20 protein-coding genes are annotated in these 20,673 nt (G+C 64.5%); 16 read left to right on the forward strand and 4 right to left on the reverse strand.

Going from position 1 to position 20,673, the window contains the following annotated elements:
- Window positions 1-60: 60 nt before the first annotated feature.
- The 8 genes from bamA (at window position 61) to ACYP5B_RS19025 (ending at window position 8,164) form a co-directional block, all read left to right on the forward strand.
- On the forward strand, window positions 61-2,394 hold the full coding sequence (gene bamA, locus ACYP5B_RS18990) for an outer membrane protein assembly factor BamA (RefSeq protein ID WP_459570729.1): 2,334 nt from the start codon (window positions 61-63) through the stop codon (window positions 2,392-2,394).
- Between the two features lie 37 nt (window positions 2,395-2,431).
- Window positions 2,432-2,959 (forward strand): OmpH/Skp family outer membrane protein, encoded by a 528-nt coding sequence (locus ACYP5B_RS18995; protein ID WP_459570730.1) that lies wholly within the window; start codon window positions 2,432-2,434, stop codon window positions 2,957-2,959.
- Window positions 2,960-2,993: 34 nt separating this feature from the next.
- A complete protein-coding gene (gene lpxD / locus ACYP5B_RS19000; RefSeq protein WP_459570731.1) occupies window positions 2,994-4,100 on the forward strand; it encodes a UDP-3-O-(3-hydroxymyristoyl)glucosamine N-acyltransferase in 1,107 nt (368 codons plus the stop codon).
- A complete protein-coding gene (gene fabZ, locus ACYP5B_RS19005; RefSeq protein ID WP_043346934.1) occupies window positions 4,097-4,546 on the forward strand; it encodes a 3-hydroxyacyl-ACP dehydratase FabZ in 450 nt (149 codons plus the stop codon). The genes lpxD and fabZ overlap by 4 nt, the downstream gene beginning before the upstream one ends.
- Window positions 4,547-4,648: 102 nt before the next feature.
- On the forward strand, window positions 4,649-5,452 hold the full coding sequence (gene lpxA / locus ACYP5B_RS19010; RefSeq protein WP_459570732.1) for an acyl-ACP--UDP-N-acetylglucosamine O-acyltransferase: 804 nt from the start codon (window positions 4,649-4,651) through the stop codon (window positions 5,450-5,452).
- Between the two features lie 14 nt (window positions 5,453-5,466).
- Window positions 5,467-6,672: a lipid-A-disaccharide synthase gene (gene lpxB / locus ACYP5B_RS19015; RefSeq protein WP_043346931.1), complete on the forward strand. Its 1,206-nt coding sequence runs from the start codon at window positions 5,467-5,469 to the stop codon at window positions 6,670-6,672.
- Window positions 6,672-7,382, forward strand: coding sequence for a ribonuclease HII (rnhB, locus tag ACYP5B_RS19020; RefSeq protein ID WP_459570733.1), 711 nt, complete (start codon window positions 6,672-6,674; stop codon window positions 7,380-7,382). Before lpxB ends, rnhB begins: the two co-directional genes overlap by 1 nt.
- Complete coding sequence (locus ACYP5B_RS19025) at window positions 7,379-8,164, forward strand: TrmH family RNA methyltransferase (RefSeq protein ID WP_459570734.1); 786 nt, start codon at window positions 7,379-7,381, stop codon at window positions 8,162-8,164. The genes rnhB and ACYP5B_RS19025 overlap by 4 nt, the downstream gene beginning before the upstream one ends.
- Before the next feature lie 89 nt (window positions 8,165-8,253).
- On the opposite strand, the gene ppsR is transcribed toward ACYP5B_RS19025, so the two are convergent.
- Complete coding sequence (ppsR, locus tag ACYP5B_RS19030; RefSeq protein ID WP_459570735.1) at window positions 8,254-9,162, reverse strand: posphoenolpyruvate synthetase regulatory kinase/phosphorylase PpsR; 909 nt, start codon at window positions 9,160-9,162, stop codon at window positions 8,254-8,256.
- A gap of 268 nt (window positions 9,163-9,430) precedes the next feature.
- Between ppsR and ppsA the strand changes: the two genes are divergently transcribed.
- From ppsA to ACYP5B_RS19045, 3 genes are all read left to right on the forward strand, one after another.
- A complete protein-coding gene (gene ppsA, locus ACYP5B_RS19035) occupies window positions 9,431-11,815 on the forward strand; it encodes a phosphoenolpyruvate synthase (RefSeq protein ID WP_267603334.1) in 2,385 nt (794 codons plus the stop codon).
- Between the two features lie 142 nt (window positions 11,816-11,957).
- On the forward strand, window positions 11,958-12,383 hold the full coding sequence (locus tag ACYP5B_RS19040; RefSeq protein ID WP_267603333.1) for an NfeD family protein: 426 nt from the start codon (window positions 11,958-11,960) through the stop codon (window positions 12,381-12,383).
- A 64-nt stretch (window positions 12,384-12,447) separates the two neighbouring features.
- Complete coding sequence (locus tag ACYP5B_RS19045; RefSeq protein WP_267603330.1) at window positions 12,448-13,380, forward strand: SPFH domain-containing protein; 933 nt, start codon at window positions 12,448-12,450, stop codon at window positions 13,378-13,380.
- 59 nt (window positions 13,381-13,439) lie between these two features.
- Here ACYP5B_RS19045 and smpB read toward each other — a convergent pair whose 3' ends face one another.
- On the reverse strand, window positions 13,440-13,892 hold the full coding sequence (gene smpB / locus ACYP5B_RS19050; protein ID WP_267603329.1) for an SsrA-binding protein SmpB: 453 nt from the start codon (window positions 13,890-13,892) through the stop codon (window positions 13,440-13,442).
- A 251-nt stretch (window positions 13,893-14,143) separates the two neighbouring features.
- Between smpB and ACYP5B_RS19055 the strand changes: the two genes are divergently transcribed.
- A complete protein-coding gene (locus ACYP5B_RS19055; RefSeq protein WP_459570794.1) occupies window positions 14,144-14,581 on the forward strand; it encodes a type II toxin-antitoxin system RatA family toxin in 438 nt (145 codons plus the stop codon).
- Window positions 14,574-14,927 carry an RnfH family protein gene (locus ACYP5B_RS19060; protein ID WP_400091315.1) on the forward strand — a complete coding sequence of 118 codons (354 nt, stop codon included), beginning with the start codon at window positions 14,574-14,576 and terminating at the stop codon, window positions 14,925-14,927. The genes ACYP5B_RS19055 and ACYP5B_RS19060 overlap by 8 nt, the downstream gene beginning before the upstream one ends.
- Window positions 14,928-14,955: 28 nt before the next feature.
- Here the strand turns inward: ACYP5B_RS19060 and ACYP5B_RS19065 are convergent, their stop codons facing one another.
- Entirely contained in the window at window positions 14,956-15,534 is a 579-nt protein-coding gene (locus tag ACYP5B_RS19065) for a DUF4124 domain-containing protein (RefSeq protein ID WP_459570738.1), read from the reverse strand.
- A gap of 117 nt (window positions 15,535-15,651) precedes the next feature.
- Window positions 15,652-16,620, reverse strand: a complete 969-nt coding sequence (locus tag ACYP5B_RS19070) for a DMT family transporter (protein WP_400091298.1) — start codon at window positions 16,618-16,620, stop codon at window positions 15,652-15,654.
- Window positions 16,621-16,743: 123 nt separating this feature from the next.
- Here ACYP5B_RS19070 and guaB point away from each other — a divergent pair, with 123 nt between their 5' ends.
- The 3 genes from guaB (at window position 16,744) to guaA (ending at window position 20,553) form a co-directional block, all read left to right on the forward strand.
- Entirely contained in the window at window positions 16,744-18,207 is a 1,464-nt protein-coding gene (guaB, locus tag ACYP5B_RS19075; protein ID WP_267603323.1) for an IMP dehydrogenase, read from the forward strand.
- A gap of 149 nt (window positions 18,208-18,356) precedes the next feature.
- Window positions 18,357-18,959 (forward strand): hypothetical protein, encoded by a 603-nt coding sequence (locus ACYP5B_RS19080; RefSeq protein ID WP_459570739.1) that lies wholly within the window; start codon window positions 18,357-18,359, stop codon window positions 18,957-18,959.
- Window positions 18,934-20,553, forward strand: coding sequence for a glutamine-hydrolyzing GMP synthase (gene guaA / locus ACYP5B_RS19085; protein ID WP_267603318.1), 1,620 nt, complete (start codon window positions 18,934-18,936; stop codon window positions 20,551-20,553). The genes ACYP5B_RS19080 and guaA overlap by 26 nt, the downstream gene beginning before the upstream one ends.
- The last annotated feature ends 120 nt before the right edge of the window (window positions 20,554-20,673 follow it).

Raw genomic sequence — 20,673 nt, forward strand, 5'->3', positions numbered from 1 at the left:
ACCCCGCGCCAGATGCCGAGCCAAGGCGCAGCCCCGTGAAGCATCGGAGCCCAATCCTGCATGGAATCAAAGAGGGGATCAAGATTGATCAGACATAAGCGCATCTCGCTGGGCGTGCTGGCGAGTGCCATCATCGCGGCCTGGACCCCAGTGAGTTGGGCCGCGGAGCCATTCGTCGTCAAGGACATTCGTGTCGAGGGCCTGCAGCGGGTCGAGCCGGGTACGGTGTTCGGCTACCTGCCGGTCAAGGTCGGCGAAACCTTCAGCGACGACAAGGGCGCGGACGCCATTCGAGCCCTGTATAACACCGGGTTCTTCAAGGATGTCCAGATCCGTTCCGAGGATGGTGTGCTGGTGGTCCAGGTGGAAGAGCGTCCCGCCATCTCCCAGCTCGAATTCGTCGGCATCAAGGAATTCGACAAGGACACCCTGCGCCGCTCGTTGCGCGCGGTGGGCGTGGCCGAGGCCCGGTACTACGACAAGGCCCTGATCGACAAGGCAGAGCAGGAGCTCAAGCGCCAGTACGTGGCGCGTGGCTACTACGCGGCCGACGTCCAGACCACGATCACCCCGGTCGACCGCAACCGCGTGTCGGTGGTGTTCAATGTCGACGAAGGTCCGGTGGCCAAGATCCGCCAGATCAATATCGTCGGCAACAAGGCCTTCAAGGAAAGCACGCTGCGCGATGAAATGCAGCTGTCGACCCCGAACTGGCTGTCCTGGTACACCAAGAACGACCTGTATTCCAAGCAAAAGCTCACCGCCGACCTCGAAGCACTGCGTTCGTACTACCTGAACCGCGGCTACCTCGAGTTCGCCATCGAATCGACGCAGGTGTCGATCACGCCGGACAAGAAGGACATCTTCCTGACGCTGAACATCAAGGAAGGCGACCAGTACAAGGTGTCGGACATCCGCCTGGCGGGCGAGCTGCTCGGCAAGCAGGCCGAGATGGAAAAGCTGCTCAAGCTGCAAAAGGGCGAGGTCTTCTCGTCCGAGAAGCTGACCCAGAGCACCAAGGCCATCACCGACTTGCTGGGCACCTACGGCTACGCGTTCACCACCATTAACCCGCAGCCGCAGATCGACAAGGAAAAGCGTGAAGTCGCGCTGACCCTGATGGTCGACCCGGGCCGTCGCGTCTATGTCCGCCGTGTCAACGTGGTGGGCAACAGCAAGACCCGCGACGAAGTGGTGCGCCGCGAAATGCGCCAGATGGAAAGCTCGTGGTTCGACAGCGAAAAGCTGACGCAATCGCAGGCCCGTATCAACCGAACCGGCTACTTCACCGACACCAACATCACCACCGAAGACGTGCCCGGCGCGCCCGACCAGGTCGATGTGAATGTCAACGTGACCGAAAAGCCGACCGGCCAGATCAGCCTGGGCCTGGGCTTCTCCTCCACGGACAAGCTGGTGTTGCAGGCCGGCCTGCGCCAGGACAACGTGTTCGGTTCGGGTACCAGCCTGGGCCTGGACGTGAACACGGCAAAGTCCTTCCGTACCATCTCGCTGACGCAGTACGATCCGTACTTCACGGTGGACGGCATCAGCCGCTCGACCGATATCTACTACCGTACGTCGCGGCCGCTGTACTACACCGGTGACCAGGACTACAAGATCGTATCGGAAGGCGGCAACGTCAAGTTCGGCGTGCCGTTTACGGAAACCGATACCGTGTTCTTCGGTATCGGCTACGAGCGCACCCAGGTGACCATCTCGCCGAACACCCCGCTCCAGTACGGCCAGTGGCTGACCAAGATCGGCAAGTCCAGCGGCGACCCGATCAATAACTTCCCGTTCACGATCGGCTGGGCCCGTGACCGTCGCGACAGCGCGCTGGTCCCGACCAAGGGACCCTACACGCAGGTCAACCTTGAAGTGGGCGTGCCCGGCGGCGATACGCAGTACTATCGCGCCAGTGCCCAGCAGCAATATTTCTATCCGCTGTCCAAGGCCTTCACGCTGGCCTTCAACGGTGAAGTGGCTTACGGTCACGGCTATGGCAACACGCCGTTCCCGGTGTTCAAGAACTTCTACGCTGGTGGTATCGGCTCGGTTCGCGGCTACCAGACCAGCACGCTGGGCAAGAAGGACCAGAACGGCAACCCGATCGGCGGCGCCTCCAAGATGATCGGTAACGTCGAATTCATCTTCCCGCTGCCGGGCTCGGGCGTGGACCGGACCCTGCGCCTGTTCACCTTCTTCGACTTTGGTAACGTGTACGAGGAAGGGGCCCCGATACTGTTCAGCCAGCTCAAGTATTCGACGGGCGTGGGCATGTCCTGGCTGTCGCCGATCGGTCCGCTCAAGATCAGCGTGGGCTTCCCGCTGAAGAAGGACGAGACCGACAAGGTACAGCGCTTCCAGTTCCAGATCGGTACTGCGTTCTGAGCGAGAATAGAGAAAAGAAGGATTGAGGAACGGATTCATGAAAACAACATTCTCACTGATCAAGAGCCTGGCCGCCGCCGCGCTGACGGCCGGCGCGCTGCTGGCTGCCGCGCCCGCCACGGCGCAGGAAGCACGCATCGCCGCGGTCAATTCCGAGCGTATCCTGCGTGATTCGGTGCCTGCCAAGCAGGCCCAGGTCAAGCTGGAGCAGGAGTTCTCCAAGCGTGACCGCGAGTTGCAGGACATGGCCCAGAAGATCAAGGGCATGGCCGACAAGCTCGACAAGGACACGGCCGTGCTGGCCGATGCCGACCGCCAACGCCGCCAGCGTGAAGTGGCCGATCTGGATCGCGAATTCCAGCGCAAGCAACGTGAATTCCGCGAGGACCTGAACCAGCGCCGCAACGAGGAACTGGCCCAGGTGCTCGAGCGCGCCAACCGCGTGATCCGCCAGCTTGCCGAGCAGCGCAAGTACGACCTGATCGTGCAAGAGGCCGTGTACGTCAATCCTCGCATCGACATTACCGACGATGTGATGAAAGCGTTGAACGCCGGCAGCAAGTAAGCTGCCAGTTTTCGCCGTCCAAGGAAGTACTGCCATGCAAACACCCACACTGGGTCAGCTCGCCACCGATACCGGCGCGCAGGTTGTGGGTGATCCCGACCTCGCCGTGCGCGGCCTCGCGCCGCTCGACCAGGCCGGTCCCGACCAGCTCTCGTTCCTCTCGAATCCCCTGTACCTGCCGCAGGCGCTGGCCTCCGGCGCCGGCGCCGTCATCGTGTCGGCGCCCGACCTGGAGCGCATCCGCGCCGAAGGGCAGGCCAATGGCCGCAACTGGCTGGTGGCACGTAACCCTTACGTGTGCTTTGCCCGTATTGCGCAAGGGTTCGAGCGCCGCGCCAACACCGACCACCGTACCGGCATCGACCCGCGCGCCAGCGTGGCGCCCGACGCCGTGGTGCCGCCGTCCTGCTTTATCGGCCCCAACGTGGTGATCGAAAGCGGGGCCCGGATCGGCGAGCGGGTGCGCATCCTGGCCAATGGCTTTGTCGGCGCGGGGGCGCAGATCGGCGATGACACGCTGATCTACGCCAATGTCTCGGTCTATCACCAATGCGTGGTGGGCATGAGATGCATACTGCACAGCGGTGTGGTGCTGGGTGCGGATGGCTTCGGCTTTGCGCCGGACATTGGCCCGGGCGGCGTCGAGTACGTCAAGATTCCCCAGACCGGCCGCGCCGTGCTGGGCAATGACGTCGAGGTCGGCGCCAATACCGCGATCGATCGCGGTGCCATGGCAGACACGGTCATCGAGGACGGCTGCAAGCTCGACAACCAGGTACAGATCGCGCATAACGTGCGGGTCGGCGCGCATACTGTGATCGCGGGCTGCGCGGCGATTGCCGGCAGTACCAAGGTCGGGCGCTTCTGCGTGATCGGGGGCTCGGCCAACTTTGCCGGCCACCTGAACATCGCCGACCGCACCACGGTTTCCGGTGGCACTTCGATCACTAAATCCATTTCCAAGCCCGGCGGGCATTTCACGAGCGTATTCCCGGTCCAGCCGCATGGCGAGTGGGAACGCACCGCAGCCACCTTGCGAGGCCTGAGCAAATTGCGCGACCGCGTGATTCAGCTTGAGAAGCGCTTGCAAGGGCAAGACGCCGGCAATTCTATCCCGCATACCGAAGAGAAAAAATCATGAACGCCGTCGATATCGACATCCGCAAGATCCTCAAGCTGCTGCCGCATCGTTACCCGTTCCTGATGGTAGACCGCGTGCTTGAACTGGAGCCGCAAAAGCGTATCAAAACGCTGAAGAACGTCACCATGAACGAGCCGTACTTCCAGGGCCATTTCCCGGGTCACCCCGTGATGCCGGGCGTGATGATCCTCGAAGCTCTGGCGCAGTCGGCCGGCCTGCTGACCTTTGGCGCCGACATGGAGCGCAAGGAGAACTCGCTGTATTACTTCGTCGGCATCGACGGCGCGCGTTTCAAGCAGGTTGTGACGCCGGGCGACCAGCTGCACATGACCGTATCGGTTGAACGCTATATTCGCGGCATCTGGAAGTTCAAGGCATTTGCCACCGTCGACGACAAGGTGGCTTGCGAAGCTGAGTTGATGTGCACCGTCAAACAAGCCGACTAACAAGCCAGTCATCAGGGCTACGCCCTGAAGGCAGGTCCTGGACGTATCGGCTCACTGTATTGACCGTTCAATCTTTTCATCTCAGACCATAGGACAGGACGCATGACGCAAATCCATCCCAGCGCACTGGTCGACCCGAAGGCCGAGCTTGCAGCCGACGTGACCGTCGGGCCGTTTTCCATCGTGGGTCCCCACGTACGCCTTGGCAGCGGTACCCAGGTGGGTGCGCATACCACCATCGAAGGGCATACCACCGTTGGCGCGGATAACCGCATCGGGCCGTACGCTTCGGTGGGTGGCACGCCGCAGGACATGAAGTACCGCAACGAGCCGACCCGGCTCGTGATCGGCGATCGCAATACCATCCGCGAATTCACCACCATCCACACCGGCACGGTGCAGGACCTGGGTGTGACCAGCATCGGCGACGACAACTGGATCATGGCCTACGTGCACATCGCGCACGATTGCCAGGTGGGCAACCACACGGTGTTCTCCAGCAACGCGCAGATCGCCGGCCACGTGCACGTGGGCGACTGGGCCATTCTTGGCGGGATGAGCGGGGTGCACCAGTTCGTGCGCATCGGCGCGCACGCCATGCTGGGTGGCGCCTCGGCACTGGTGCAGGACCTGCCGCCGTTCGTGATCGCCGCTGGCGACAAGGGCGGCAACAAGGCCACGCCGCACGGCATCAACGTGGAAGGCATGCGCCGCCGCGGTTTTGACGCCGCGCAGATCGCGGCGCTGCGCCAGGCTTACAAGGTGCTGTACAAGTCCGACCTGAGCTTTGAAGCCGCCCGCAACGAGATCGCGCAACTGATCGCGCAGGCCGAAGGCACCGCCACGGCAGCGCTGCAGGGTTTCCTAGACTTCATTGCCGCCACGCAGCGCGGCATTGTGCGCTGAAGCCGGATACAGCCATGGTCGACGGTGTCCTACCGGCCATGGAGGCCACGCCGGTTGCGGCGGGCGCGGGCAATCGCGGCACCATTGCCATGGTGGCTGGCGAGAACTCCGGCGACCTGCTTGCCTCCTTGCTGATGGGCGGGCTCAAGGCCCGCCTCGGCGAAGTCAGCTATGCCGGCATCGGCGGGCCCCGCATGATGGCGCAGGGGTTCGAGTCGCAATGGCCGATGGACACCCTCTCGGTCAACGGCTACGTGGAGGTGCTGGGCTCGCTGCGCGAGATCCTCGCCACGCGCCGCGCCATCAAGGAAAAGCTGCTGGCGCAGCCGCCGCTGTGCTTTATCGGCGTGGATGCGCCGGATTTCAACTTCGGGCTCGAGGTACCGCTGCGCCGTGCCGGCATTCCGGTGGTGCACTTCGTCAGCCCGTCGATCTGGGCCTGGCGCGGGGGGCGTATCCGCACCATCGCGCGCGCGGTCGACCACATCCTGTGCCTGTTCCCGTTCGAGCCTGAGATCTACGCCCGCGCCGGGATTCCCGCCACCTATGTGGGCCATCCGCTAGCCGACGTGATCCCGATGGTGCCGGACACGCAGGGCGCCCGCGAGAAGCTCGGCCTGCCGGCCGGGCCTCGCGTGGTGGCCGTGCTGCCCGGCAGCCGGCAGTCCGAGGTGCGCAACCTGGGCGCGACGTTCTTCGCGGCCATGGCGCGCATGCACAGCATGGACGGCAATCTCGCCTTCGTGCTGCCGGTCGCCAGCGCACCGCTGCGCGAGATCGTCGCGGGCCTGCACCAGCAGTACCCGCAGATCCCGCTGACCGTCATCGACGGGCAGTCGCACCTGGCCATGGAAGCTGCCGACGTGATCCTGCTGGCTAGCGGCACCGCCACGCTGGAGGCGGCGCTGTACAAGAAGCCCATGGTGATCTCGTACAAGGTGCCCTGGCTGACCGCGCAGATCATGAAGCGGCAGGGTTACCTGCCGTATGTGGGCCTGCCCAACATCCTGTCGGGGCGTTTTGTCGTGCCCGAATTGTTGCAGGACGACGCCACGCCCGAGGCATTGGCGCGCGAGACGCTGCTGCAGCTGAACGACGAAGGCAACACCGCGTTCCTGCGCGACCATTTCACCCAGATGCACCAGACGCTTAAACGCAATACCGCCGAGATCGCTTCGGCCGTGGTCGCCGACCTGATCCGGCAGCGGAGGGGCGTGTAATGGCGCGCCGACCCACAGCCACCGCCAAGGGCGATTCGGCCCAGCTCGGTTTCGACCTGACCGGCGCCGGCGTGCAGGTCCGCCACCTGTGCGGCGTGGACGAAGCGGGCAGGGGCCCGTTGGCCGGCCCGGTCTATGCCGCCGCCGTGGTGCTGGACCCGGCTCGTCCAATCCAGGGCCTGGCGGACTCCAAGGTGCTGACCGCGCGCCGTCGCGAGGCGCTGTTCGACGAGATCTGCGAGCGCGCCCTGGGCTGGCATATCGCCCAGGCGTCGGTGGAAGAGATCGACACCATCAACATCCTGCATGCCACCATGCTGGCCATGCAGCGTGCCGTGCATGGCCTGGCCGATTCCGGCCTGGAGCCGGACCTGGTGCAGGTGGACGGCAACCGCTGCCCGCAGGTGCGTTTTGCAGTCGAGGCCATCGTCAAGGGCGATGCCAAGGTGCAGGCCATCTCGGCGGCCTCCATCCTGGCCAAGGTGGCGCGCGACCGCGAACTGCTGATGCTGCACGCCACGTACCCGCAGTACGGCTTCGATGCCCACGCCGGCTACGGTACGCCGCAGCACCTGGCAGCGCTGGCCGAGTTCGGCGCTACGCCGCACCACCGGCGCTCGTTTGCGCCCGTGCGTGAAGCCATCGCGCTGGGGCGCATCGCACCCGTTGCCGCCGCCCCGGTGCCAGCATTCCCGGAGCCGCAATTGTGAAGCATGTCACTTCGCGCGAGAACGCGCTGTTCAAGCACCTCAAGGCGCTGACCGGCTCCACGCATGCGCGCCGCAAGGCGGGGCATTCGGTGCTCGATGGCGTGCACCTGGCGCAAGCCTATCTGGACGCGCTGGGCCAGCCGGTGCAGTGCGTGGTGTCCGAGCGGCACTATGATCATGCCGAGGTGGCGGCGCTGCTCAGGCAGATCGAGCCCGAGCGCGTGGTGCTGCTGGCGGATGCGTTGTTCGACCAGATCGCCGGCGTGGTCAACGGCATCGACCTGATGCTGGTCATCGACACGCCCACCGGCCACCTGCCGTCGCATATCGACACCGATTGCATCATCCTGGACGGCGTCCAGGATGCCGGCAACGTCGGCTCGATCCTGCGCAGCGCCGCGGCCGCGGGCATCCAGCACGCCTTTCTTGTCACCGGCAGCGCCTTCGCCTGGTCGACCAAGACCCTGCGCGCCGCCATGGGCGCCAATTTCCACCTGAACATCGTCGAGCACTGCACGCTCGACATGCTGGCGCCGCGTCTGGCGGTGCCGCTGCTGGCCACGTCCTCGCACGCGCAGGCAGCCGTGTTCGACACCGACCTGCGTGGCCCGGTTGGCTGGGTGGTGGGCAATGAAGGCGCGGGCGTGAGCCCGGAGTGGATGGCCAAGGTCAGCCGCACGGTGGGCATTCCGCAGCCGGGCGGACTGGAGTCGCTGAATGTGGCGGCCGCGATGGCGATCTGCCTGTTCGAGGCGGTGCGGCAGCGCCGTCCTGGCGGCTGACGCCAAGCGCTGGCGCTAGGTTTTCTCCCCTCTCCCACTTGCGGGAGAGCGGGCGCACCGTCCGGCTTCGTTCGGTGTGCCGGGTGCTTTCAATAATTGCTGTCGCGGTCCACCTTGATCTCCTGCAGGATCGTGGTGGCGATCTCTTCGATCGACTTGTGCGTGGACGACAGCCATTTGATGCCCTCGCGGCGCATCATGGCCTCGGCCTCGTTGACCTCGTAGCGGCAGTTCTCCGGCGCTGCGTACTTGCTGCCCGGGCGCCGCTCGTTGCGGATCTCGGCCAGGCGCTGCGGATTGATCGACAGCCCGAAGATCTTGCTCTTGAACGCGTAGAGCGCGGTGGGCAGCTTGCCGCGCTCGAAGTCGTCGGGAATCAGCGGGTAATTGGCCGCCTTCAGCCCGTACTGCATGGCAAGGTAAAGGCTGGTCGGGGTCTTGCCGCTGCGCGACACGCCCACCAGGATGATGTCGGCCTCGGCCAGGTTCTTGTGCGACTGGCCGTCGTCATGCGCGAGCGAGAAATTGATCGCCTCGATACGGTTCTGGTAGGCCTCGGTGTCCGCGTTCTGGTGAAAACGGCCGATCGCATGGGTGGACTTGAGCCCGAGTTCCTTCTCCAGCGGCTCGATGAAGGTCTGGAACATATCCAGGATCATGGCCTTGGCGCGGCGGATCGCCTTGTTCGACTCCTGGTTGACCAGGGTGGTGAAGACGATGGGCTGCACGCCTTCCGCGTAGAAGGCCTCATTGATCTTGCCCACCGCGATGTGCGCCTTTTCGGGTGTGTCGACGAACGGCATACGCATTTTGCGGAAACGCATCTCGAACTGGGCCAGGATCGAGTGGCTGAAGGTCTCGGCGGTAATGCCGGTGCCATCGGAGACGATAAAGACCGTGCGGATGGCGGGGCGCTCCTCCTTACTCGGTTCCTGGGGTTGCTGCGGCGCAAGAGGCGCAGCGGGAGCGTCGGGCTGGGGAGCGTCGGGCAGGGACATGTATGGACAATTATTTTTGAATCCGCGCTCCGCGAAAGTGCGGTGCGGCACGGTAGAATAGCGGCGATCTTTTCGCTAAGCAATTCCGCCAGCGCTGTTGGCACAACGATTCGGCCACGAATTGTCAACAATGTGCGCTGCAGCAATCACGATCGCACACCGATTGTGAGTCGCTGGGACTGTTTAGCCAAGCGATCCGTCCGGTAGCAGAACTCCAACAATATTCCGGGCGTCAGCAACAGGTTTCTTACTTTGTTTTGAGGCTTTTATGAACAACCCGGCAATTGACGGCGCCTACGTGCTGCCGTTCGAGCAGTTGCGCAAGGAAGATGTGGAAACCGTGGGCGGCAAGAATTCGTCGCTCGGCGAGATGATCTCGCAGCTGGCCGAGGCTGGCGTGCGGGTGCCCGGCGGCTTTGCCACCACTTCGCTGGCCTTCCGCGACTTCCTCGCCCACAGCAACCTGACCCAACGCATTTCCGATCGCCTGAAGGCCCTTAACGTCGACGACGTCAAGGCCCTGGCCGAAGCCGGTGCCGAGATCCGCGGCTGGGTCGTCGAAGCGCCGTTCCAGCCCCGCCTGGAAAAGGAAATCCGCGAGTTCTATGCCCGCGCCGAAGAGCGCGAAGGCGCCGAGGCTTCGTTCGCCGTGCGTTCCTCGGCCACGGCCGAAGACCTGCCGGACGCGTCGTTCGCCGGCCAGCAGGAGTCGTACCTCAACGTCAGCGGCATCGACGACGTGCTGGACAAGATCCGTCATGTGTTCGCCTCGCTGTACAACGACCGTGCCATTTCCTATCGCGTGCACAAGGGCTTCGCGCACGACATCGTCGCGCTGTCCGCCGGCGTGCAGCGCATGGTGCGCTCGGACGTGGGCGCCGCGGGCGTGATGTTCACCATCGACACCGAATCCGGCTTCCCCGACGTCGTCTTCATCACCTCCAGCTACGGCCTGGGCGAAACGGTGGTGCAGGGCGCGGTCAACCCGGACGAGTTCTACGTCTTCAAGCCCACGCTGCAAGCGGGCAAGTACCCCATCATCCGCCGCTCGATCGGCTCCAAGCTGATCAAGATGGAATTCACCGCGCCGGGCGAAGCCGGCCGCGTCAAGACCGTCGACGTGCCCATCGAACTGCGCAACCGCTACTCCATCACCGACGCCGATGTGTCGGAGCTGGCCAAGTACGCGATGATCATCGAGAAGCATTACGGCCGCCCGATGGACATCGAGTGGGGCAAGGACGGCCGCGACGGCAAGATCTACATCCTGCAGGCGCGCCCGGAAACGGTGAAGAGCCAGTCCGCGGGCAAGGCAGAGCAGCGCTTCAAGCTCAAGGGCACCGCGCCCGTGCTGACCAGCGGCCGCGCGATTGGCCAGAAGATCGGCACCGGCCGCGTCCGTGTGATCAATGACCCGTCCGAAATGGAACGCGTGCAGCCCGGTGACGTGCTGGTCGCCGACATGACCGATCCCAACTGGGAACCGGTGATGAAGCGCGCCGCCGCCATCGTGACCAACCGCGGTGGCCGTACCTGCCACGCGGCCATCATCGCGCGCGAGCTCGGCGTGCCGGCCGTGGTCGGCTGCGGCGACGCCACCGACCTGCTCAAGGACGGCACGCTGGTGACGGTGTCGTGCGCCGAGGGCGATGAAGGCCGTGTGTACGACGGCCTGCTCGAAACCGAGGTCACCGAAGTGCAGCGCGGCGAAATGCCGGAAATCGACGTCAAGATCATGATGAACGTCGGTAACCCGCAGCTGGCCTTCGACTTCTGCCAGATCCCGAACCAGGGTGTTGGCCTGGCCCGCCTCGAGTTCATCATCAACAACAACATCGGTGTCCACCCGAAGGCCATCCTCGACTACCCGCAAGTCGATGCCGACCTGAAGAAGGCCGTGGAAAGCGTGGCCCGCGGCCATGCCAGCCCGCGCGCGTTCTACGTGGACAAGCTGGCCGAAGGCATCGCCACCATCGGCGCGGCGTTCTACCCGAAGCCCGTCATCGTGCGCCTGTCGGACTTCAAGTCCAATGAGTACAAGAAGCTGATCGGCGGCTCGCGCTACGAGCCGGACGAAGAAAACCCCATGCTGGGTTTCCGTGGCGCCTCGCGCTACATCTCCGAAGACTTCGCCGAAGCCTTCGAGATGGAATGCAAGGCCATGAAGCGCGTGCGCGACGACATGGGCCTGACCAACGTCGAGATCATGGTGCCGTTCGTGCGCACGCTTGGCCAGGCCGAGAAGGTCATCGGCCTGCTGGCCAAGCACGGCCTGAAGCGCGGCGAGAACGGCCTGCGCGTCATCATGATGTGCGAAGTGCCGTCCAACGCGATCCTGGCTGAGGAGTTCCTGCAGTTCTTCGACGGCTTCTCGATCGGCTCGAACGACCTGACCCAGCTCACGCTGGGCCTGGACCGCGACTCCGGCATGGAGCTGCTGGCCAAGGACTTCGACGAACGCGACCCGGCCGTCAAGTTCATGTTGTCGCGCGCCATCTCCACCGCGCTGCGCCTGGACAAGTACGTCGGCATCTGCGGCCAGGGCCCCTCGGACCACCCGGACTTTGCGCTGTGGCTGGCCAAGGAAGGCATCAAATCGATCTCGCTGAACCCCGACTCGGTGGTCGATACCTGGAAGCAACTGGCTTCCTGAGGCATTTGACGTCACAATAGCGGTACACCGGCCCTGCGCCAGGTGTTCCGAACCCCCGCAGGCGCTCTGGCGCTGCGGGGGTTTTTTGTTTTGGCCGTGGCCAGGACAAAGGCAGGTGAGCAGGTAAGCAAGGAGGGGAAATATGGCGCCGTACTACATCTGGTTTGCGCTGGCCGCGGTGCTGGTGATCGCGGAACTGGGGCTCGGCACCTTGTATTTGCTGATGGTGGCGCTGGGCGCCACCGTGGGCGGCCTGGGTGCGCTGGCCGGGCTTGGCGCAGCCGCCCAGACCCTGATGGCGGCGCTGGTGGCGCTAGCCGGCTTTGTCGCGCTGCGGCGCTCCCGCTACGGGCGCGTCAAGCGCGACGCGGCGGAGCGAGACCCCAACGTCAACCCGGATATCGGCCAGGAGCTTGAGGTGCCGGCCTGGGGCGAGGCCGGGCGGGCGCGGGTGCGCTACCGCGGCACCGACTGGGACGTGGAGCTCCAGGCGGCCGGCCCGGCAGCGCCTGGGCGTTTTCGCATCGTCGAGGTACGCGGCAATACGCTCTTCGTCAGCCCGCGGTAGGGCGTGGCCTCGATTTCCACCGGTTTCTCGCCGTTCGTTTTTTCAACCCCGTCACGGAGGTCCCATGTTCGAATTCTTCGGCAGCCTGCTGCCCCTGCTGATCCTGGTCGCCGTCATCGTGCTGGTGGCGCAAAGCTTCAAGATCGTGCCGCAGCAGCATGCCTGGGTGCTGGAACGCCTCGGCAAGTACCGCGCCACGCTGACGCCGGGGCTGACCGTCGTGCTGCCCTTCATCGACCGCGTGGCCTACAAGCATGTCCTGAAGGAAATCCCGCTCGATGTGCCGAGCCAGATCTGCATTACCAAGGACAACACGCAATTGCAGGTGGACGGCGTGCTGTACTTCCAGGTCACCGACCCGATGAAAGCGTCCTACGGATCCAGCAATTTCGTGGTGGCCATCACTCAGCTGTCGCAGACCACGCTGCGCTCGGTGATCGGCAAGCTGGAGCTGGACAAGACCTTCGAGGAGCGCGAGTACATCAACCACAGCGTGGTCAATGCGCTGGACGAGGCCGCCGCGAGCTGGGGCGTGAAGGTGCTGCGCTACGAGATCAAGGATCTCACTCCGCCCAAGGAAATCCTGCACGCGATGCAGGCGCAGATTACCGCCGAGCGTGAAAAGCGCGCGCTGATCGCCGCGTCGGAAGGCAAGCGCCAGGAGCAGATCAACCTGGCCACGGGCGCGCGCGAGGCCGCCATCCAGAAGTCCGAAGGCGAGCGGCAGGCGGCCATCAACCGGGCGCAGGGCGAGGCCTCGGCGATCCTGGCGGTGGCGGAGGCCAACGCGCAGGCCATCGAGAAGATCGGACATGCCATCCGCACGGACGGCGGCATGGAGGCGGTCAACCTGAAGGTGGCGGAGGAGTACGTGAGCGCCTTCGGCAGTCTGGCCAAGCAGGGCAACACGCTGATCGTGCCGGGCAACCTTGGTGACATGAGCACCATGATTGCGTCGGCGCTGCAGATCGTCAAAGGCCAGCAGAAGGGGGCTTGAAGAAGGGAGATGAAGCGAGGCGGCAGTCTTGCGGCGTGCTGCCAGGCTGCCTCGGTCTATTACTCTTTTCCGGCGCCCTTCATGATCCGCGCTTTCTCCCGCTGCCAGTCGCGGTTCTTCTCGGTTTCGCGCTTGTCGAACATCTTCTTGCCCTTGGCCAGGCCGATCTCGCATTTGACGCGTCCGCGCGTGTAATGCAGGTTGAGCGGCACGATCGTGAAGCCGCGCTGCTCCACCTTGCCGATCAGGCGTTTGATCTCTTCGGCCTTGAGCAGGAGCTTGCGAGTGCGCACCGCATCGGGCGAGATATGGGTGGAGGCGCTGTTCAGCGCGCTGATATGGGCGCCGATCAGGAACAGCTCGGCGTCGCGAATGACCACGTAGCCTTCCTTGATCTGCACGCGTCCCGCGCGGATCGCCTTGACTTCCCAGCCCTCGAGCACGATCCCCGCCTCATATCGCTCTTCGATGAAGTAGTCGAAAAAGGCTTTCTTGTTGTCTGCGATGGTCATGCGGTCCGGATAGTGGAAATGGAGATAAGTAAAACAAACACCAAAAAACGAAGGGGAAGGCCGCTGCGGCGACGCTGCAGGGCCACGCAAGGCCATAAGGCCGTGGTTTGAGCGCTATCGTGCGCGTCCGGGGTGCCGTCGGCGCGCGCGTGGGCTAAAATCGGGATTCTAGCAAACCGGCCCGCTCCGGTGGATTCCGCAGTGCGTCATGGCGCTGGCGGCGCTTCGCGCGGGCCATGATTCCCCACTACATGGCAGACGTCCATAAATCCGTGCTGCTCGGCCATTCCGCCGAGCAGATGTACAACCTGGTCACGCAAGTCGAGGACTATCCCAAGTTCCTCCCCTGGTGCGGTGGCGTGGAGGTGTTCGAGCAGACCGAGGCAATGCTCGACGCCAAGATCTACATCCACTTCAACGGCATCAAGCAGTACTTCCACACCCGCAATACGCAGGAGCGGCCCACCAAGATCGATATGGTGTTCGAGGATGGGCCCTTCAAGACCTTCAGCGGCTCCTGGCGCTTCACGCCCCTGCGCGAGGATGCCTGCAAGATCGAATTCCACCTGCACTACGAGTTCTCGAGCTTCCTGCTGGAGAAAATCATCGGGCCGGTGTTCAACATGATCGCCAATACGTTTGTCGACGCGTTCGTCAAGCGTGCCGAAGTGGTCTATGGCAATGGCTGACGAGGCCGGCATCCCCGGCACTGCACCTGCGGTGCGTATCTCGGTTTGCTACGCCCGTCCTGGCGACGCCTTCCTGAAGGAACTCGAGGTGCCCCCCGGCACCACCATTGTCGCCGCGATTGCCGCTTCGGGCTTGCTGCAGGCTTGTCCGGAGGTGGATCCCGCCACCATGCGGGTCGGCATTTTCAGCAAGCTCAAGACACCGGACACCCTGGTGCGGGCCGGCGACCGCATCGAGGTCTATCGCCCGCTGGTGGCCGATCCCAAGTCGGCGCGCAACCGGCGCGTGCAGAAGACCCGCAAGGGCGGCACGCGCGAAGGGCTGAAATGGCTGCGTGGCGGCTGACTGGCGCCGGCACGGAGTACGCAGGCGCTCAGGCGCAGTTTTGCTCGAGACTGGCGTTGACGCGTTGCAATTCGGCCTGCCGCTCGTCATCGTTCAGATGACGCGGCGTGCCGTCTGGCGCTGACACGGCAATGCGGCGGTTCTGCTGCAGCGAAGTCGCATAGTTGCGCGATTGCGCGCAGCGCACCTGGCGTTCCTGCGCGGCCAGGTCTTTGGCGGCCTGGTCCGCTTCCGCTTTCGACTGCGCGGCACGGCGCTTTTGGAAGGCCTCCTCGGCACTTGCCATGGACTCCGCTTTTACCTTGCCATCGCCCTTCGCGGCCGCCACCGGCGCAGGCTGGGTGCCGGCAACAACGCCTGCTGGGCCAGCTCCCGCCGCTGGCGAGCCGCCCGGCTCGATCGGGCGCAAGCTGCCGGCAAAGCGTCCGGGGGCCTTGATCACACTGGCGGCAGGCACCGAGGGCGGCGGCGGCACGTCGCTGTAGACCATGCGGCCATTGCCGTCGCGCCACTGCCATTGCGAATCCGTCTGGGCGGTGGCAGCCTGGCACAGGCAGGCGAGGGCGGCCAGCGTGGCGAGATTGAAGAGCGCGGTCGATCGTTTCATGGCTTGGCGTGTAGGGAGGCAGCCTGCGGTGACAAGTGCGGCAGCAGGGCGCGCAGGGCTGGAACCCCACTGCGCGAGTGACTCGCGCGCCCTTGGCTGCCGGGATTGGCCGCTAGTTTAGGCAGACTTGTCGACAGCGTGCAAGCGCACCGACCAGGCCACGCCAACCATCAGCAACACAATGGCCGCGATTTCCAGCGGGCGTGGCAGCCGATGGTCGAAGACAAAGCCATACGCCAGCGCGAACAACGTCTCGAACACGATCATCTGGCCCGACAAGGTGAGCGGCAGGCGGCGGCTGGAGATATTCCACAGGTTGTTGCCGATCAGCGACGCACCGAGCGCCACGGCCGCGTTAACCATCCAGAACCATTGCCAGTCGCGCCCGCCGCTGGCCGCGGCGAGGCTGTCGCCGGCCACCAGCCAGCCCAGCAATGCCAGCAGCGCCAGCACCACCGACACCACGCCGGTGGAGATGCCATAGAGCGCGGACCATTCATTGCCGCTGTACTGCGGGTTGCGCTGCAGGTAGCGTGCGTTATCGACCGCGTAGAGCGTCCAGCACACCAGCGCGCCGGCCGCGCACATCACGCCGGCCAGGCGTTGCCAGACGCTGCGCACCGCCTCGCCCGCGGCAGCGCCATGCGCGTGCCCTGCGCCGGAGAATAGGTCGATATTGATGCAGGCGATGCCGGCGGCCACCACCAGCAACGGCCAGATCAGGCGCGACAGCGGCACGGCGCCATGGTCGCGCCGGCCCATGATGGTGACGGAGATGGGCAGGATGCCGATGATCAGCGAGGTGGGGCCCACGCCGGCAAGCTGTACGCCAAACGCCAGCAGCACGTAGTACAGCAGGTTGCCGGTGAAGGCCTGGCGTAGCAGTGCAAGGCAATCCGCGCGCGTGAGCTTGCGCGCAATGCGCTTCATCAGCGGCACCGCGGCGATGAAAGCGACCAGCCCGTAGGCCAGGTAGCGGCCGATCGCGAGTTCCCAGGGGGAGAATACGGGCAGCAGCTTGGGGGCAATGAACACCATGCCCCAGAAGGCGCCGGCCAGCAGGCCGCACAGTACGCCGATACCCATTGTTGCTTGCCTATCCCTGAAAAAAAGACAAAGAGCATAGCAGACTTGAACAAGGGCACTCGCAGGCGCGTCAAGAAACGTGCCATTCCTGTATAATTCGGTTTTGCGCCTAGAGGAATTGCTATGCGTCTTGTCCAGAAAGCACTCACATTCGATGACGTGCTCCTCGTGCCGGCTTATTCGTCGGTACTGCCCCGGGATGTTTCGCTCCGTACCCGCCTGACCCGTTCGATCGAATTGAACATTCCGCTGGTATCCGCCGCCATGGATACCGTCACGGAAGCCCGCCTGGCGATTGCCATGGCGCAGGCCGGTGGTATCGGCATCGTCCACAAGAACCTGAAGCCGGCCGACCAGGCCCGGGAAGTGGCGCGCGTGAAGCGCTACGAATCCGGCGTGCTGCGTGACCCCATCACCATTCCCCCGGACATGAAGATCCGTGATGTGATTGCATTATCACATCAATACGGCATCTCCGGTTTCCCGGTGGTGGAAGGCAAGACGGTCGTCGGCATCATCACCAACCGCGACCTGCGTTTCGAGGAAGAACTCGACGCGCCCGCGCGCGCCAAGATGACCCCGCGCGAAAAGCTCGTCACGGTGGGCGAAGACGCCTCGCTGGAAGACGCCAAGCGCCTGATGAACCGCCACCGCCTCGAGCGCGTGCTGGTGGTCAACAAGGACTTCGAGCTGAACGGCCTGATCACCGTCAAGGACATCCAGAAGGCAGTGGAGCATCCGCTCGCCAGCAAGGATGACCGCGGCCAGCTGCGCGTAGGCGCCGCAGTCGGCGTGGGCCCTGACAACGATGAACGCGTCGACCTGCTGGTCAAGGCCGGCGTGGACGTGATCGTGGTAGACACCGCCCACGGCCACAGCCAGGGCGTGCTGGACCGCGTGCGCTGGGTCAAGCAGAACTATCCGCAGGTGCAGGTGATCGGCGGCAACATCGCCACCGGCTCGGCCGCGCGGGCGCTGGTCGATCATGGCGCCGACGGCGTCAAGGTCGGCATCGGCCCGGGTTCGATCTGCACCACCCGTATCGTCGCTGGCGTGGGCGTGCCGCAGATCACCGCGGTCTCCAACGTGGCCGAAGCCCTCAAGGGCACCGGCGTGCCGCTGGTGGCCGACGGCGGCATCCGCTACTCGGGCGACATCGCCAAGGCACTGGCTGCCGGCGCGCATGTGGTCATGATGGGCGGCATGTTCTCCGGTACCGAAGAGGCACCGGGCGAAGTGTTCTTGTACCAAGGGCGTTCTTTCAAGAGCTACCGCGGCATGGGTTCGGTCGGCGCGATGAAGGACGGCGCGGCAGATCGTTACTTCCAGGAAGACAACACCGCCAACGTCGACAAGCTGGTCCCCGAAGGCATTGAAGGCCGCGTGGCCTACAAGGGCTCGGTCACCGCCATCATCCACCAGATGTGCGGCGGCGTGCGTGCCTCCATGGGTTATTGCGGCAGCAGCTCGATCGCCGACTGGCACGAGACGTCCGAGTTCGTGCAGATCACCGCCGCGGGCATGCGCGAGTCGCATGTGCACGACGTGCAGATCACCAAGGAAGCGCCGAACTACTACATCGACTAAGTCGGACTGAGTCGAACAAGTGCGTCGACCAGGCAGGTCTCTATGAACTGGCGGCTGCGCGGGACCCGGATGTCCTGCCAGCCGCGCGCCGGCTGCGCCGACCGGCGCCGCCCCCAAGCCAGGCCCCGCGCCAGGCCGGAGGAGTTCTTATGAAAGTATTGCTGCGTGCCGTGCTGTTCCTGGACGCATTGCTGAATCTGCTGCTCGGCATCGTCATGCTGCTGTCGCCTTTCACGACCTTCTACAGCGCGCTGCAACTGCCGCAGCCGCAGCCCGCCATGTACGGGCAGTTGCTCGGCGTGGCCCTGATCGGCCTGGCCTTGCTCCTGTGGCAGGCGACCGTCAACGGGCAGCTCACGGTGGCGGTGGCGCGAACGGTCGGGCAGGTCAACCTGGCCAGCGCGGTGCTGATCGTGGCGTGGATGCTTATGTTCGACCTGCCCGTGCAGGGCGCCGGAAAGATCTGGCTGCCGGTGCTGGCTGCGATGCTGGCCTTCTTCGCCGCGGTGCAGATCCCGGCCGCCAAGCGCGTACGCGTGCGCGAACGCGAGCAACGCGAGCTGCAAAAAGAAACGCAAAACAAGGATGCCGGCGCCGCCCCCGTGGCACGCCGGCCGCAATCACCCGAATACCGGCGCGAGCCGAGTGTCACGCCACCGCCCGGCTATGGTCCGGGCACCGAAGTGATGACCGAGCCCGCGCCGGACGAAACGCCATCCGCCCATCATGCACGACAAAGTCCTCATCCTTGATTTCGGCTCGCAAGTTACGCAGCTGATCGCCCGCCGCGTGCGCGAAGCGCACGTCTACTGCGAGATCCACCCGAACGACGTCACGGACGAATTCGTGCGCGAGTTCGCGCCCAAGGGCATCATCCTGTCCGGCAGCCACGCCAGCACCTACGAAGACCACCAGCTGCGCGCGCCGCAGGCCGTGTGGGACCTCGGCGTGCCGGTGCTGGGCATCTGCTACGGCATGCAGACCATGGCCGTGCAGCTGGGCGGCAAGGTGGAGTGGAGCGACCATCGCGAGTTCGGCTACGCCGAGATGCGCGCGCATGGCCACACCGCGCTGCTCAAGGACCTGGAAGACTTCTCCACGCCCGAAGGCCACGGCATGCTCAAGGTCTGGATGAGCCATGGCGACAAGGTTGCCGAGCTGCCGCCCGGCTTCAAGCTGATGGCCTCCACGCCGAGCTGCCCGATCGCCGGCATGGCCGACGAAGCGCGCGGCTACTATGCAGTGCAGTTCCACCCGGAAGTCACGCACACGGCCAAGGGCCGCGACATGCTCGAGCGCTTCGTGCTGAAGATCGCCGGCGCCAAGCCTGACTGGGTCATGCACGACCATATCGCCGAAGCCGTCGCCAAGATCCGCGAACAGGTGGGCGACGAAGAAGTGATCCTTGGCCTGTCCGGCGGCGTCGATTCCTCGGTGGCCGCGGCCCTGATCCATCGCGCCATCGGCGACCAGCTCACCTGCGTGTTCGTCGACCACGGCCTGCTGCGCCTGAACGAAGGCAAGATGGTGATGGACATGTTCGCCGGCCGCCTGCATGCCAAGGTCATCGCCATCGACGCCTCCGAGCAGTTCCTCGGCCACCTGGCCGGCGTGACCGATCCCGAGCAAAAGCGCAAGATCATCGGTCGCGAGTTCGTCGAAGTGTTCCAGGCCGAAGCCAAGAAGCTGACCAATGCGAAGTGGCTGGCCCAAGGCACGATCTACCCCGACGTGGTGGAATCCGGTGGCACCAAGACCAAGAAGGCCACCACCATCAAGAGCCACCACAATGTGGGAGGCCTGCCGGAAACGCTGGGCCTCAAGCTGCTCGAGCCGCTGCGCGACCTGTTCAAGGACGAAGTCCGCGAACTCGGCGTGGCGCTCGGCCTGCCGCCGGAAATGGTCTACCGCCATCCGTTCCCGGGCCCGGGCCTGGGCGTGCGTATCCTGGGCGAAGTCAAGCGCGACTACGCCGAGCTGCTGCGCCGCGCAGATGCGATCTTCATCGAAGAGCTGCGTGGCACGGTGGCTACCGAGCAGGATGCCGCCGCCGGCATGTGCGAGCCCTCGCAAGTGGGCAAGAGCTGGTACGACCTGACCAGCCAGGCGTTTGCGGTGTTCCTGCCGGTCAAGTCCGTTGGCGTGATGGGCGACGGCCGCACCTATGACTACGTGGTGGCGCTGCGTGCGGTGCAGACCACGGATTTCATGACGGCGCATTGGGCACATTTGCCGTACGCGCTGCTGGGGCGGTGCTCGAACCGCATCATCAATGAGGTGCGTGGTTTGAATCGCGTGGTGTATGACGTGTCGGGCAAGCCGCCGGCGACGATCGAGTGGGAGTGAAATCAGGTCCTTCGGGGACTATCGCCAGCTATCGAAAAATCGCCGTAACGTATTGATTTCAAAAGAAATCGGTTGCGGCAGCTATCGGTGACTATCGCCGGCCAGCGGAACAGGTTGGCG

The organism is Cupriavidus sp. 8B, assembly GCF_054589115.1.